Origin of the sequence: Lelliottia jeotgali, assembly GCF_016771845.1 — a bacterium.
GTDB lineage: Bacteria > Pseudomonadota > Gammaproteobacteria > Enterobacterales > Enterobacteriaceae > Enterobacter > Enterobacter jeotgali.
Map to the genome: position 1 here is coordinate 231,707 of NZ_JAENMQ010000002.1, position 14,248 is coordinate 245,954.

Sequence of the window (14,248 nt, forward strand, 5' to 3'; positions counted from 1 at the left end):
TATTATAAGTCGTCAAAGACGCTTAACGCATCAGACAGTTTCTTCACCGGGAAAATCTTCATCCCTTCCGGCACTTTTTTCGGCACGTTGGCAATCGGGACAATCGCACGGCGGAAACCGTGTTTTGCCGCTTCGGAAATACGCTCCTGACCGCTCGGGACCGGGCGAATTTCCCCCGCCAGCCCGACTTCGCCAAAGACCACCAGATCCTGTGGCAATGGGCGGTTGCGCAGGCTAGAAACCATCGCCAGGAGCAGCGCCAGATCGGCGCTGGTTTCGGTCACTTTCACGCCGCCAACCACGTTGACGAACACGTCCTGATCCGCCATTTGCAGGCCGCCGTGGCGGTGCAGTACCGCCAGCAGAATCGCTAAACGGTTTTGCTCAAGACCGACCGCGACGCGACGCGGGTTGCCCATCATCGATTGATCCACCAGCGCCTGAATCTCGACCAGCAGCGGGCGAGTCCCTTCCCAGAGCACCATTACCGAACTGCCCGGCGTCTCTTCTTCGCCACGGCTGAGGAAAATCGCCGACGGGTTACTGACTTCACGCAGCCCCTGTTCGGTCATGGCGAAAACGCCCAACTCATTAACGGCACCAAAACGGTTTTTGTGGCTGCGCAGGGTGCGGAAGCGGGAATCAGCGTCGCCGTCGAGCATCACCGAGCAGTCGATGCAGTGCTCCAGCACTTTCGGACCGGCCAGCGAGCCGTCTTTGGTGACGTGACCAACCATCACGATCGCCACGCCGCGCGTTTTGGCGAAGCGCGTCAGATAAGCCGCGGTTTCGCGCACCTGCGCCACGCTACCCGGCGAGGACTGAATGTCCGCCATGTGCATAACCTGGATGGAGTCGATGACCATCAGCTTCGGCTGCTCTTCATCGGCAATCATGCAAATCTGTTCAATGCTGGTTTCCGACAGCATGTTGAGATTACCGGTCGGCAGGCCGAGACGGTGTGCGCGCATTGCCACCTGTTGCAGGGATTCTTCACCGGTGACATACAGGGTTTTCATCTGCTCAGAGAGCTTACACAGAGTTTGCAGCAGCAGCGTCGATTTACCCGCCCCTGGATTACCGCCGATCAGGATCGCACTGCCCGGCACCACTCCGCCACCTAATACGCGGTCGAACTCTTTAAATCCGGTGGAGAAGCGCGGGACTTCATCGAGGCTGATCTCAGATAGTTTTTGCACTTTCGAGACGCCCGCGTTGCCTGCATAGCCCGTCAGACGCTCATTGCGGGCCACGGTTGGCGAAGCGGCCACGCGCACTTCGGTGATGGTGTTCCAGGCATGACAGGCGCTGCACTGCCCCTGCCAGCGCGGATAATCCGCACCACATTCATTACAGACAAATGCGCGTTTTGGAGCTTTCGCCACGGTTTACCTCTAATTATTTCTGATTCACACTGCCGGACAGGATGCAGAACACGCCCATCAGATCAGCATGACGGATGGTGACTTCTGTCTTTTCGTTCACTTTTGGCTTGGCATGATAGGCGATGCCCAGACCTGCCACTTTGATCATCGGCAGATCGTTCGCGCCATCGCCGATGGCAACGGTCTGCGTCACCGGGATTTCATATTTTTCCGCCAGACGCGTGAGCGTGTTGGCTTTGTACTGCGCATCCACGATATCGCCGATCACTTCCCCGGTCAGCTTGCCGTCGCGGATCTCCAGCTCGTTCGCCACTACGGTCGTCAGATGCAGTTTGTCGCGCAGGTAGTCTGCGAAGAAGGTGAACCCGCCGGAGGCAATCGCCACTTTCCAGCCGAGGGTTTCGAGCTTCAGCACCAGTTGGGTGAGCCCCGGCATCAGCGGCAGCGTGTCGCGCACCTGGCGCAGAATATTGGCATCGGCCCCTTTCAGGGTGGCGACGCGCTGCTTCAGGCTGGCGGCAAAATCGAGTTCACCGCGCATCGCGCGTTCGGTTACTTCCGCCACCATCTCACCGCTGCCGGCCAGTTTAGCGAGTTCATCGATGCACTCGATCTGGATGGCGGTCGAATCCATGTCCATCACCAGCAGCCCAGGGGTTTTCAGATGTGGGATTTTCCCCAGCGGCGCCACATCCAGCCCGGCGTCATGCGCCAGACGAGTGGCGCGCGGCGTCAGTGAACCGGCCAGACGCAGCACCTGATAATCGTCCACGCACCAGGCCGCCACGATGACCATCGCCGCACCAAGCTTGGTTTGGTATTGGGTCAGGCGTTGCTTATCCAGGCCACGGCCATACAGCAGCCAACCGCTACGCCCTGCATGGTAGTCCAGAGGCATAACCTCGTCGCCACTTAATGAGAGCGGCAATCCTGGCCATAAAGAGACGTCATCGGTCAGGTCGCACCAGGTAATGTTCGGCATTGAAGCTCCTGTAAATTGGTTCGCGCCGGAAGGTTCCAGGGGGAAAATAACGCATGAGGCTACCCTGTAACCATCACTTCTGGCAACATTAAGCCGTAAATTTTCAGCAGGTGGAATATGGCTCGCGCAAAACTGAAATTCCGGCTTCATCGTGCAGTGATTGTCCTGTCCTGCCTCGCGCTTCTGGTGGCGCTGATGCAAGGGGCGTCCTGGTTTAGCCAGAATCATCAACGGCAACGTAATCCACAGCTCGAAGAGCTGGCACGCACGCTTGCGCGTCAGGTCACGCTGAGCGTTGCGCCCGCGATGCGCACCGAGACGCCAGACGATAAACGTATCGCGCAGATACTGCGCCAGATTACTGAAAACAGCCGCATTCTGGATGCGGGCGTGTACGATGAACAGGGCGATTTAATTGCCCGCGCCGGTGAGCACGTCGACGTCCGCGACCGACTGGCGCTGGACGGCAAAAAAGCCGGCGGCTATTTCAATCAGCAAATCGTCGAGCCGATTCAGGGCAAAAATGGCCCGCTCGGTTATTTGCGCCTCACGCTCGACACCCATACCCTGCCGACCGAAGCCAAACAGGTGGATAACACCACCAACATTCTGCGCCTGATGTTACTCCTTTCGCTGGCGATTGGCGTGGTGTTAACGCGTACCCTGTTGCAGGGCAAACGCACGCGCTGGCAGCAGTCGCCATTCCTGCTGACGGCCAGCAAATCGGTGCCGGAAGAGGAAGAGAGCGAGAAGAAAGAATAGTGGTAAAATGGGCGTCCGATTCGGAAAAGGAAATCTGCCATGACGACGCTCCGCCTGCTTATCTCTGACTCTTACGATCCCTGGTTCAACCTCGCGGTGGAAGAGTGCATCTTCCGCCAGATGCCCGCCACGCAGCGCGTCCTGTTCCTCTGGCGTAACGCCGATACGGTGGTCATTGGCCGCGCGCAGAACCCGTGGAAAGAGTGCAACACGCGGCGCATGGAAGAGGACAACGTGCGTCTGGCCCGTCGCAGCAGCGGTGGCGGCGCGGTGTTCCACGACCTCGGTAATACCTGCTTTACCTTTATGGCCGGGAAACCGGAGTACGATAAAACCATCTCCACCGCGATTGTGCTCAACGCGTTGAACTCCCTCGGCGTGACGGCGGAAGCGTCCGGGCGTAACGATCTGGTGGTCAAAACCCCCGAAGGCGACCGTAAAGTCTCCGGCTCGGCCTATCGCGAAACCAAAGATCGCGGTTTCCACCACGGCACCTTGTTGCTCAACGCCGATTTAAGCCGTCTGGCGAACTACCTTAATCCTGATAAGAAAAAGCTTCAGGCCAAAGGGATTACCTCGGTACGCGGCCGTGTGGCGAATTTGGTTGAACTGCTGCCCGGCGTGACTCACGAGCAGATTTGCGCGGCGATCCGCGAGGCGTTCTTCGACCATTATGGCGAGCGCGTCGAGGCGGAAGTTATTTCCCCCGATAAAACCCCGGACCTGCCAAATTTTGCCGAGACCTTTGCGCGCCAGAGCAGTTGGGAGTGGAACTTTGGTCAGGCACCGGCATTCTCCCATCTGCTGGATGAGCGCTTTACCTGGGGCGGCGTGGAGCTTCACTTCGACGTCGAGCGCGGCGTTATCACGCGCGCACAGGTGTTTACCGACAGCCTGAATCCGGCCCCGCTGGAAGCACTGGCGGCCCGCTTGCAAGGGTGTTTGTATCGCGCGGAGTGTTTGCAGCAGGCGTGTGACGCACTGGTAGCGGATTTCCCGGAGCAGGAGAAAGAGTTGCGGGAATTGTCGGCGTGGGTGGCGAAAGCGGTGCGGTGATATGAGTGCGGTCTGGTGCCCTCACCCCCGCCCTCTCCCACAGGGAGAGGGAGAAAACCGCACTAGCCAGTTCCCTCTCCCTGAGGGAGAGGGTTAGGGTGAGGGGGAGGAATTACTCTTTATCGCCCAGCAGAACAGATTCCAGCGCGATTTTGATCATGTCGTTGAAGGTGGTCTGACGCTCAGCGGCAGTGGTCTGCTCGTGAGTACGGATGTGGTCAGACACGGTGCAGATGGTCAGCGCTTTCGCACCGAACTCAGCCGCGACGCCGTAGATACCTGCCGCTTCCATTTCCACGCCCAGGATGCCGTACTTTTCCATCACGTCGAACATTTCGCCGCCGTCCGGAGAGTAGAACAGGTCAGCAGAGAAGATGTTACCGACGCGCGCGTCAACGCCCAGCGCTTTCGCTGCATCAACCGCGTTACGCACCATGCCGAAGTCAGCAATCGCTGCGAAGTCGTGATCTTTGAAACGCATACGGTTCACTTTGGAATCGGTGCAAGCACCCATGCCGATGACTACGTCACGCAGTTTCACGTCCATACGCACGGCACCGCAAGAGCCCACGCGGATGATTTTCTTCACGCCGAAATCGGTGATCAGCTCTTTGGTGTAGATGGAGCAGGACGGGATACCCATACCGTGACCCATTACGGAGATTTTGCGGCCTTTATAGGTACCGGTGAAGCCCAGCATGCCGCGCACGTTGTTCACTTCACGCACGTCTTCGAGGAAGGTTTCAGCAATGTGCTTCGCGCGCAGCGGGTCGCCCGGCATCAAAACAACGTCCGCGAAATCGCCCATTTCTGCATTAATGTGTGGGGTAGCCATCTTCAGTTCCCTTATAAGTTTTTTTGCCGGGTGGCGCTTCGCTTACCCGGCCTACGATTCAGTAGACCCGGCAAGCGCAATGCCGCCGGGCAACAGGTTTAAAGCATGTTTTTGCCGTAGTCCATTGGAGAGGTACCGAAGTAGCTCGCAATGGTCTGGCCGATATCCGCGAAGGTTTCGCGGTGGCCGAGCGATCCTGGTTTCACTTTCGGGCCGTACACCAGCACAGGAATGTGCTCACGGGTGTGGTCGGTACCGGTCCAGGTTGGGTCGCAGCCGTGGTCAGCGGTCAGGATGATGATGTCATCTTCCCCAACCAGCTCCAGCAGCTCCGGCAGACGGCGGTCGAACAGTTCCAGACCGGCAGCATAACCGGCGACGTCGCGACGATGGCCCCAGGAGGAGTCGAAGTCCACGAAGTTAGTGAAGACAATGGTCTTGTCACCCGCTTCTTTCATCTCTTTGATGGTCGCGTCAAACAGCGCGTCCAGACCGGTGGCTTTCACTTTTTTGGTGATGCCGCAGTTAGCGTAGATATCCGCGATTTTACCGACGGAAACCACTTCGCCCGCTTTCTCATCAACCAGTTTCTGCAGCACGGTCGGCGCTGGCGGTTCAACGGCCAGATCGTGACGGTTGCCGGTACGCTGGAAGTTGCCCGGTTTGTCGCCGATAAACGGACGAGCGATGACGCGGCCAATGTTGTAGCCGCCTTCAGTCAGCTCTTCACGCGCGATTTCGCACAGCTCGTAAAGACGGTCCAGACCGAACGTCTCTTCGTGGCAGGCAATCTGGAACACGGAGTCAGCGGAGGTATAGAAAATCGGTTTGCCGGTTTTCATGTGCTCTTCGCCGAGCTGGTCCAGAATCACGGTACCGGAAGAGTGACAGTTACCGAGGTAACCCGGCAGATTGCCGCGCTCAACCAGCTTATCCAGCAGCTTCTGCGGGAAGCTGTTTTCGTGTTCGGAGAAGTAGCCCCAGTCGAACAGAACCGGCACACCGGCGATTTCCCAGTGACCCGACGGGGTGTCTTTACCGGAAGAGAGCTCGTGCGCCCAGGCGTATGCGCCGATCACTTCTGCGTTGCCGTCCATACCGGCAGCGACTTTACCTGTCGAACCTTCATGCGCTTTCACCAGGCCCAGACGGGTCAGGTTTGGCAGGTTCAGTGGGCCCTGACGGCCAATGTTCGCTTCGCCTTTGGCACAGGCTTCTGCGATATGGCCCATAGTGTCGGAACCGACATCACCAAAGCGGTCTGCATCTTCTGTAGCGCCGATGCCGAATGAGTCCAGCACCATAATAAATGCACGTTTCATATGTTCTCCGTACTTATGTGCTTCAAAAATTCATAAAAAACCGATCAGATCAGTATACCGCTATTCGGTGATACGACGATAGACGGTTGGTGTGGTTTCGGGAGCTGTGTCGTCAAGTTTAATGGCCGCTTTGACCGCTTTCGCCGCTTCCTGCCAGCTGGCTTCATCTTTGGCGTGGATCACCGCCAGCGGACGCTGTCCGTCGACGCTGTCACCGAGACGCGCCATATCGGTAAAGCCGACGCTGTAATCAATGGTGTCCGATGCCTGACGGCGTCCGCCGCCCATCGAGACCACGGCCATGCCCAGCGCGCGAGTGTCCATCGCGGAAACAAACCCTTCCGCATCGGCGTACACCGCTTTGCTGAGCGTCGCGGTCGGCAGATATTTCGCATAGTTTTCGACGAAATCGGTCGGGCCTTTTTGCGCCGCAACCATACGACCGAAGATCTCAGCCGCTTTGCCGTTATCCAGCACTGCCTGCAATTTCGCACGTGCTTCAGCGTCGTCTTTGGCAAGCTTACCGGAAATCAACATCTCCACGCACAGGGCCGTGGTGACGTCGAGCAGACGCGGATTGCGGTATTCGCCGGTCAGGAACTGCACGGCTTCGCGGACTTCGACCGCGTTACCGGCGCTGGACGCCAGCACCTGATTCATGTCGGTGAGCAGCGCGGTGGTGCGCACGCCTGCGCCGTTGGAGACGCCAACGATCGCTTCGGCCAGTGCCGCAGAGAGTTCAAAGGTCGGCATAAACGCACCGCTACCTACTTTCACGTCCATCACCAGCGCATCCAGACCTTCGGCAAGCTTTTTAGCGAGGATCGAAGCGGTGATAAGCGGAATGGAATCGACGGTCGCGGTGATGTCGCGGGTGGCGTAAAAACGTTTATCCGCCGGAGCAAGAGAGCTGGTCTGGCCGATAATCGCCACACCAACGTCTTTAATAATTTCGCGGAAGCGCTGGTCATCCGGGAAGATATCGAAGCCCGGAATGGCTTCCAGTTTGTCGAGCGTACCGCCCGTGTGGCCCAAACCGCGACCAGAGATCATTGGGATGTAACCGCCGCAGGCTGCGACCATTGGGCCGAGCATCAGTGAGGTGACATCGCCCACACCGCCGGTGGAGTGTTTATCCACAATCGGGCCGTTGAGGTTAAGGCTTTTCCAATCCAGGACGGTCCCTGAATCTCGCATCGCCATGGTCAGCGAGACGCGTTCCGGCATCGCCATATCGTGGAAGAAAATGGTCATCGCCAGGGCGGCAATCTGCCCTTCAGAGATGGTGTTATCACGAATACCGTTGATAAAGAAGCGGATCTCTTCGTCGCTTAATGCATGACCATCACGTTTTTTACGAATAATTTCTTGTGCGAGAAACACGGTAACCCCCAGGGGAAAAGAGTAGAAGGCCGTTGTAGGCCGGGTAAGCAACGCGCCACCCGGCAGTCGTATTCATGCCGGATGGCGGCTGCGCCTTATCCGGCCTACGTCACTACACATCCGGCAATATAAGGCTTAGTAGCTACTTGCGCTCTTGCCGTCGCCGTGACCCAGCGCTTTCAGCAGGCTTGCCAGCAGGCTGGATGCGCCGAAGCGGTAGTGGCGGGAATCCGCCCAGTCAGCACCAAACAGATCGTCAGCGATAGCCAGGAATTGCTGCGCATCTTCTGCGGTACGTACGCCACCTGCAGGTTTAAAACCAACGGTTTTAGAGACGCCCATGTCGCGGATCACTTCCATCATGATGCGCGCGCTTTCTGGCGTCGCATTGACCGGCACTTTACCGGTAGAGGTTTTGATGAAATCCGCACCGGCTTTGATAGAGATTTCAGACGCTTTACGAATCAGCGCTTCTTCTTTCAGCTCGCCGGTTTCGATGATCACTTTCAGCAGCACGTTAGCCGCCGCACACGCGTCTTTACAGGCTTTCACCAGGTCAAAACCAACCTGCTCGTTACCGGCGATCAGTGCGCGGTACGGGAAGACCACGTCCACTTCGTCTGCACCGTAGGCAATCGCCGCGCGGGTTTCGGCCAGCGCGATATCGATGTCGTCGTTACCGTGTGGGAAGTTGGTGACCGTGGCGATACGCACGTCAGGGGTACCCTGGGCGTTCAGCGTTTTACGGGCAATCGGGATGAAACGCGGATAGATACAGATAGCAGCGGTATTGCCTACCGGCGTTTTCGCCTGATGGCACAATGCGATCACTTTTTCATTGGTGTCGTCATCGTTCAGGGTGGTCAGGTCCATCAGTTTCAACGCGCGCAGGCTGCTTGCGGTTAAATCAGTCATAACATTCTCCAACGGCTTTGCCGTATAAATTTTCACCGTGCGGGTCTGTGAGTATTCTAACATTCACCCGCATTCACACTTCGACATTCATCACAGTTAATGAAAACTGCATACAAATTTGCATTACTGTAATGAGATCAACTTCAAACTTTAATCTTCATACTGCTGGCTAAAACAGCAATCACCCGCGTCGGATCAAAGGCCTTTGCGCGATGAGTTCCTACAATCTGCCCATCATCCGCAGAATAAAAGGAAGCGAACATGTCCACCTCCGGCCTCGATGCGATGCAACAACGTTGCCAGCAAATTGTGACAAGCCCAGTACTGACGCCTGAGCAGAAACGCCATTTTCTGGCGCTGGAAGCGGAAAACAATCTGCCCTACCCCACGCTTTCAGACACGGCGCGCGCCGCGCTGGACGAGGGTTTTATCTGCGACATGTTTGAAGGCCATGCGCCCTACAAACCGCGCTACGTTCTGCCGGACTATGCCAAATTCCTGGCGAACGGCTCAGAGTGGTTAGAGCTGGAAGGGGCGAAAGATCTCGATGACGCCCTGTCGTTACTCACTATCCTCTACCACCATGTTCCATCCGTTACATCGATGCCGGTGTTTCTCGGCCATCTCGACGCACTGCTGCAACCATATGTTAGAATTCTAACACAAGACGAAATAGATAGCCGAATAAAACGTTTCTGGCGTTATCTCGACCGCACCCTGCCTGACGCCTTTATGCACGCCAATATCGGCCCTGCCGATACCCCTGTCGCGCGCGCCATTTTACGCGCCGACGCAGAACTGAAGCAGGTTGCACCGAACCTGACCTTTATCTACGATCCAGAAATCACGCCGGACGATTTGCTGTTAAGCATCGCCAAAAATATTTGTGAGTGCAGTAAACCGCATATTTCTAACGGTCCGGTGAATGATAAAATTTTCACAAAAGGCGGTTATGGTGTGGTGAGTTGTTACAACTCTCTGCCGCTGGCGGGCGGTGGCAGTACCCTGGTTCGCCTCAATCTCAAGGCTATCGCGCAGAATAGCGAATCAGTGGAAGATTTCTTTACCCGCACGCTACCGCACTACTGTCAGCAGCAGATCGCCATCATTGATGCCCGCTGTGATTTCCTTTATCAGGAATCCGGCTTCTTTGAGAATAGCTTCCTGGTGAAAGAGGGGCTGATTGATGCGGATCGTTTTGTGCCGATGTTTGGTATGTACGGCCTGGCAGAAGCAGTGAATATCTTGTGTGAGAAAGCCGGGCTGGACGGGCGTTACGGCAAAGATGAGCAGGCCAATGCGCTGGGGTATCGCATCAGTGAACAGCTCGCGGAATTTGTCGAAAACACGCCGGTGAAACACGGCTGGAAACAGCGCGCGATGCTGCATGCGCAGTCCGGTATCAGCTCTGATTCCGGCACCACGCCGGGAGCGCGTCTGCCGTACGGCGACGAGCCGGACCCGATTAGCCATCTGCTGGCCGTCGCACCGCATCACAAACATTATCATTCCGGTATCAGCGATATTCTGACCCTGGACGAAACCATCAAACGTAACCCGCAGGCGGTGGTTCAGCTTTGTCTCGGCGCCTTTAAAGCTGGAATGCGTGAGTTCACTGCTAACGTGGCCGGGAACGATCTGGTGCGCGTCACCGGGTATATGGTGCGCTTATCGGATCTGGAGAAATACCGCGCAGAAGGGTCTCGCACAAACACCACCTGGCTTGGCGAAGAGGCAGCCCGCAATACCCGTATTCTTGAACGTCAGCCGCGCGTGATGAGCCATGAACAGCAGATGCGCTTTAGTTAGTCAGGTTATCCCTTTCTCCTGCGTGGACGGACCGGGCAGTCGCCTGGCGCTGTTCCTGCAGGGGTGCAATCTGCGCTGCAAAACCTGCCACAATCCGTGGACCATCGGTCGCTGCAATGACTGCGGCGACTGTGTGGTGCATTGCCCGCACGATGCCCTGACCCTTCAGGCCGGGCGGGTCTGGTGGCAGGAAAGCGACTGCCAGAAGTGCGATACCTGCCTGCACGTCTGTTCGCAGCAGTCCACGCCGATGGCCCACCGTTTTAGCGTGGAGGAGATACTCGCTCAGATCCGCAAAGTCGCGCCGTTTATCGAAGGGATCACCGTCAGCGGCGGCGAAGCCACTACCCAACTGCCGTTTTTAGTGGCGCTGTTTCACGCCGTCAAAGCCGACGAATCACTGAAGCATTTGACCTGTCTGGTGGACAGCAACGGTTTACTGAGTGAAACCGGCTGGCAAAAACTGCTGCCGGTGTTTGATGGCGCGATGCTGGATCTGAAAGCGTGGAATAACGAACATCATCGTTTCCTGACCGGACGCGAAAACCCGCAGATCAAACACAGCATTCGCTGGCTGGCCCAGCATAAACGCCTGACGGAACTGCGCCTGCTGGTGATCCCCGATCATTGTGATTACTTCGAACATCTGGGGCCATTGAGCGCCTTTATTCACGCTCTGGGCGACGTACCGGTGCGGATCAACGCCTTTCACGCTCACGGCGTTTATGGTGAAGCGGCCCGCTGGCGCAGCGCCACGGCGGACGATGTTGAACCGCTGGCCGTTGCGCTGGAAAAACGCCGGATCACCGTGATCCGCCCGGCGCTCTATTTATAGAGTGATGCCAAACAGATCGCCGGTGTTGCGCAGCAGCGCATCGGCAATCGCCTCTGCAGGTTCCTCGCGCAATTCACATAAAGTCGTAAACACACGCGCCGCCTGCTCCGGTCGATTAGGCTGGCCCTGAAAACCGTTCAGCGGCATGTCCGGTGCGTCGGTTTCCAGCAGCAGGGATGAAAGGGGTAATTGCGCCATCACGTCGCGGGTTTTACTGGCGCGTGGATAGGTGATCGTCCCGCCAACGCCGATTTTGTAGCCTAGCTCAATGAAACGCTGCGCCTGCTGCAGGCTACCGGAAAAACCGTGCACCACACCGGTTCGCGGTAGATCGTGGCGTTTAAGGTGCATCGCCAGTTTATCGTGGGTGCGTCGGGAATGGAGGATCACCGGCAAATCGTGGCGTTTTGCGAGCTTTAGCTGCGCGTCCAGAAGCGCCTGCTGGCGATCAAAGTGTGGATCGTCGCGATAGAGATCGAGGCCGATCTCGCCTATCGCCACCAGTTTTTCTTCGGCGCTGAGAATACACGCTTCCAGCTGTTCCAGATGCGCATCCTGATGCTTTTCTATAACAATTGGATGCAGGCCCAGCGCGGCGTAGAGCGCGGTGTGCGTTCTGGCCAGATCGAGTACCCGACTAAAATTTGCCGCTTCGATGGCGGGCACAACAATCGCCTGTACACCCGCGCTTGCCGCCTGAACAATGCTTTGCGCTTCATTGCCGGTAAAGGGCGGAAAATCAAAGTGGCAATGGGTGTCGACAAAGCGGAAAGTCACGCCAGATCCTCATTGTCAAAGGTCGTATCGTTAGCCTGCGGGACATTCACCAGCGGCATTGTCAGGGCATCGTTCGCCACAATCGCAGGTGGCAGGATAATGCGTTTATGTCGATGAATAGGCGGACGTTCGGCCAGCAGTTTGCCTACCGTTGCGAGGAAATAGCGCGCGCACAGACGCCCTGTTTTGTAATCATCCCGTAGGGCAGGTATACGACTGCCCAGCGCCATGCTGTTGAGGGGTTTTGGCGGATAAATTTCAAAGATTTTCAGCTTGCCCGGCGGCTTTTCGATAAAGCGCTGCATTGCGCTGTAGCTGGTTTCATGCAAATTGGCGATATTCACCAGCGGTTGCAGGCTGCTGTCTCCCAGCCATTTTTCCATCCGCTTAAACCACTGTGGGGTGTAATACATCTGCGACGGCACGGTGCGGATCACCACAATAGTTTGCGCCCCGCGCCGCGCGGCTTCCTGAACGGGTACCGCATCGCTGATCCCGCCATCCAGATAGTTGATTCCATCAAGGGCCGCGGCGGTTCGGTAGAAACCAGGGATCGCGCTGGAGGCGCGAAGGATATCCAGCCAGTTCTCTTTTTGCGGCGAGAAGTAGCCCGGCGAGTAGTCGTCGCCCCGGCTGGCGCACATCCAGAACTCTTTTCCGCTATCGAACAGGCGGGACGCGGTGTCCATCGCCAGCGGCATCTGGCTGGCGGTGGAATCAAGCAGCCAGTCGAGATCGATAAGATTCCCGCCGCGCACAAAGCGCAGAGGATTGAAGAAATCGCGTGAAGTGGTGTAGCGCATGATGACTTTGCGCGCATAGCCAGGCTGGTTGCAGACATAGGCCGAGAGGTTTTGCGCTCCGGCGGAGGTGCCGAAAAACAGGTCAAAGGGGTTAAATTGCGCGCGCATGAACTCATCCAGTACCCCGGCTGTGAAGATGCCTCTTTGCCCACCGCCTTCGCATACCAGTGCGAGTCGTCCGACGCGAAAGGGTTTTAACGCCAACGGCGCAATATTGCCGAGCGTAACGGGAATTCTCTGGCCCACTGCTGCACCTGTTTTTCGTTTTTATGTCATTACACAGTAGCGCAAACTGGCCCTATGACTCAAACATGAAAAGCCCGTCACAGGGACGGGCTTTGAGAAGATTGTCGATTAACGACAGGCTAATTACGCTTTGCTAGGGACGACGGCGTCCAGTAAACAGGCTGACCAGGAACAGGATAATACCGACGACGAAGACAATTTTCGCCGCGCCGGCCGCTGTACCCGCCAGACCACCAAAGCCCAGAGCGGCGGCAATTAACGCGATAACCAGAAATATAATGCCCCAACGAAACATAGAACTCTCCTTTACCATAGTTAATATCAGCCGCTATACGTGAGCGCTCAGGTGCTCACAAGCGTTGTGTCCAAAAGTCGTTCTTATTTCGCTTTCAGATCGTTTTTGACGCTTTTCACGCCATCTACGGCTTTAGCGATAGTTTCAGCACGTTCAACCTGCGCTGAGGAATCCACCGTACCGGAGAGCTGAACCACACCATCAGTGGTTTCGACCTTCACTTTACGTGACGGCACAATGTCATCTGCTAATAGTTTAGCTTTGATTTCACTGGTGGTTGCTGTGTCACCCGCATAACCTTTTACAGACTGGTCTTTGCCATCACGCACATGCAGTTTGTCGCTGACGGAAGTAACGCCTTCAACGCCTTTCGCTACGGTGACGGCCTGCTCAGCCTGCGCCTGGCTTTCAACAAAGCCGCTCAGAGTGACTACTTTTTTATCCGTTTTCACGGAAATGTCGGTGCTCTTGATGTTTTCATCGTCCACCAGAGCCGCTTTCACTTTTGCTGTGATAGAGCTGTCATCCATGAAATTACCGACTTTATTCATAGAGCTATCGATTTTTTGCCCTGCGCTATCCGCGGTGGATTGCACGCTGTTTTCAGCAAGTGCGGAACCACTGACCAGAAGGCCACTAAGCGTGACGGCTAACAGAGTTTTAGAAATCTTCAGGCTTGTCATATTCATCGATTTATTCCTGTAGTTTGCCCATCAGTTGAGCGTCGAACATCCCTTCATACTAGTTTTTAATTTTGCGAATAAACACAGGGTCGGGATGAGAGACTCATGAACACGCATTGAACAGAACTATCATCCGCGCCCGGTGTTAAACACTGAGTTA

Annotated in this window: 14 protein-coding genes; 4 read left to right on the top strand and 10 right to left on the bottom strand. The window is 56.3% G+C overall.

The window, feature by feature from the left end; translation table 11 throughout:
* Positions 1–2: 2 nt before the first annotated feature.
* Both radA and serB read right to left on the bottom strand, forming a co-directional pair.
* Positions 3–1,385: a DNA repair protein RadA gene (gene radA / locus JBO43_RS07485; RefSeq protein ID WP_095280677.1), complete on the bottom strand. Its 1,383-nt coding sequence runs from the start codon at positions 1,383–1,385 to the stop codon at positions 3–5.
* Positions 1,386–1,398: 13 nt separating this feature from the next.
* On the bottom strand, positions 1,399–2,367 hold the full coding sequence (serB, locus tag JBO43_RS07490; protein ID WP_103949173.1) for a phosphoserine phosphatase: 969 nt from the start codon (positions 2,365–2,367) through the stop codon (positions 1,399–1,401).
* A 117-nt stretch (positions 2,368–2,484) separates the two neighbouring features.
* On the opposite strand from serB, the gene JBO43_RS07495 reads away from it, so the two are divergent.
* Both JBO43_RS07495 and lplA read left to right on the top strand, forming a co-directional pair.
* On the top strand, positions 2,485–3,129 hold the full coding sequence (locus tag JBO43_RS07495; RefSeq protein ID WP_103947144.1) for a YtjB family periplasmic protein: 645 nt from the start codon (positions 2,485–2,487) through the stop codon (positions 3,127–3,129).
* Between the two features lie 39 nt (positions 3,130–3,168).
* Positions 3,169–4,185: a lipoate--protein ligase gene (gene lplA / locus JBO43_RS07500; RefSeq protein WP_157738385.1), complete on the top strand. Its 1,017-nt coding sequence runs from the start codon at positions 3,169–3,171 to the stop codon at positions 4,183–4,185.
* A gap of 112 nt (positions 4,186–4,297) precedes the next feature.
* On the opposite strand, the gene deoD is transcribed toward lplA, so the two are convergent.
* The 4 genes from deoD to deoC form a co-directional block, all read right to left on the bottom strand.
* A complete protein-coding gene (gene deoD / locus JBO43_RS07505) occupies positions 4,298–5,020 on the bottom strand; it encodes a purine-nucleoside phosphorylase (RefSeq protein ID WP_095280675.1) in 723 nt (240 codons plus the stop codon).
* A 98-nt stretch (positions 5,021–5,118) separates the two neighbouring features.
* Positions 5,119–6,342, bottom strand: a complete 1,224-nt coding sequence (gene deoB, locus JBO43_RS07510; RefSeq protein WP_202674029.1) for a phosphopentomutase — start codon at positions 6,340–6,342, stop codon at positions 5,119–5,121.
* A gap of 60 nt (positions 6,343–6,402) precedes the next feature.
* The gene (gene deoA / locus JBO43_RS07515; protein ID WP_095280673.1) at positions 6,403–7,725 is read right to left on the bottom strand and encodes a thymidine phosphorylase; all 1,323 of its coding nucleotides are present in this window, start codon (positions 7,723–7,725) and stop codon (positions 6,403–6,405) included.
* 135 nt (positions 7,726–7,860) lie between these two features.
* Positions 7,861–8,640 (bottom strand): deoxyribose-phosphate aldolase, encoded by a 780-nt coding sequence (deoC, locus tag JBO43_RS07520; protein ID WP_103947176.1) that lies wholly within the window; start codon positions 8,638–8,640, stop codon positions 7,861–7,863.
* Positions 8,641–8,901: 261 nt separating this feature from the next.
* On the opposite strand from deoC, the gene JBO43_RS07525 reads away from it, so the two are divergent.
* Positions 8,902–10,449 carry a YjjI family glycine radical enzyme gene (locus JBO43_RS07525; protein ID WP_202674030.1) on the top strand — a complete coding sequence of 516 codons (1,548 nt, stop codon included), beginning with the start codon at positions 8,902–8,904 and terminating at the stop codon, positions 10,447–10,449.
* Positions 10,424–11,284: a YjjW family glycine radical enzyme activase gene (locus JBO43_RS07530; protein WP_095280670.1), complete on the top strand. Its 861-nt coding sequence runs from the start codon at positions 10,424–10,426 to the stop codon at positions 11,282–11,284. The genes JBO43_RS07525 and JBO43_RS07530 overlap by 26 nt, the downstream gene beginning before the upstream one ends.
* On the opposite strand, the gene JBO43_RS07535 is transcribed toward JBO43_RS07530, so the two are convergent.
* The 4 genes from JBO43_RS07535 to osmY form a co-directional block, all read right to left on the bottom strand.
* Positions 11,279–12,061: a TatD family hydrolase gene (locus JBO43_RS07535; RefSeq protein WP_202674031.1), complete on the bottom strand. Its 783-nt coding sequence runs from the start codon at positions 12,059–12,061 to the stop codon at positions 11,279–11,281. The two genes, JBO43_RS07530 and JBO43_RS07535, sit on opposite strands and share 6 nt — an antisense overlap.
* Entirely contained in the window at positions 12,058–13,110 is a 1,053-nt protein-coding gene (locus JBO43_RS07540) for a patatin-like phospholipase family protein (protein ID WP_095280668.1), read from the bottom strand. Before JBO43_RS07540 ends, JBO43_RS07535 begins: the two co-directional genes overlap by 4 nt.
* 133 nt (positions 13,111–13,243) lie before the next feature.
* The gene (locus JBO43_RS07545) at positions 13,244–13,405 is read right to left on the bottom strand and encodes a DUF1328 domain-containing protein (RefSeq protein ID WP_002887716.1); all 162 of its coding nucleotides are present in this window, start codon (positions 13,403–13,405) and stop codon (positions 13,244–13,246) included.
* Between the two features lie 83 nt (positions 13,406–13,488).
* The gene (gene osmY, locus JBO43_RS07550) at positions 13,489–14,094 is read right to left on the bottom strand and encodes a molecular chaperone OsmY (RefSeq protein ID WP_095280666.1); all 606 of its coding nucleotides are present in this window, start codon (positions 14,092–14,094) and stop codon (positions 13,489–13,491) included.
* Positions 14,095–14,248: the final 154 nt, after the last annotated feature.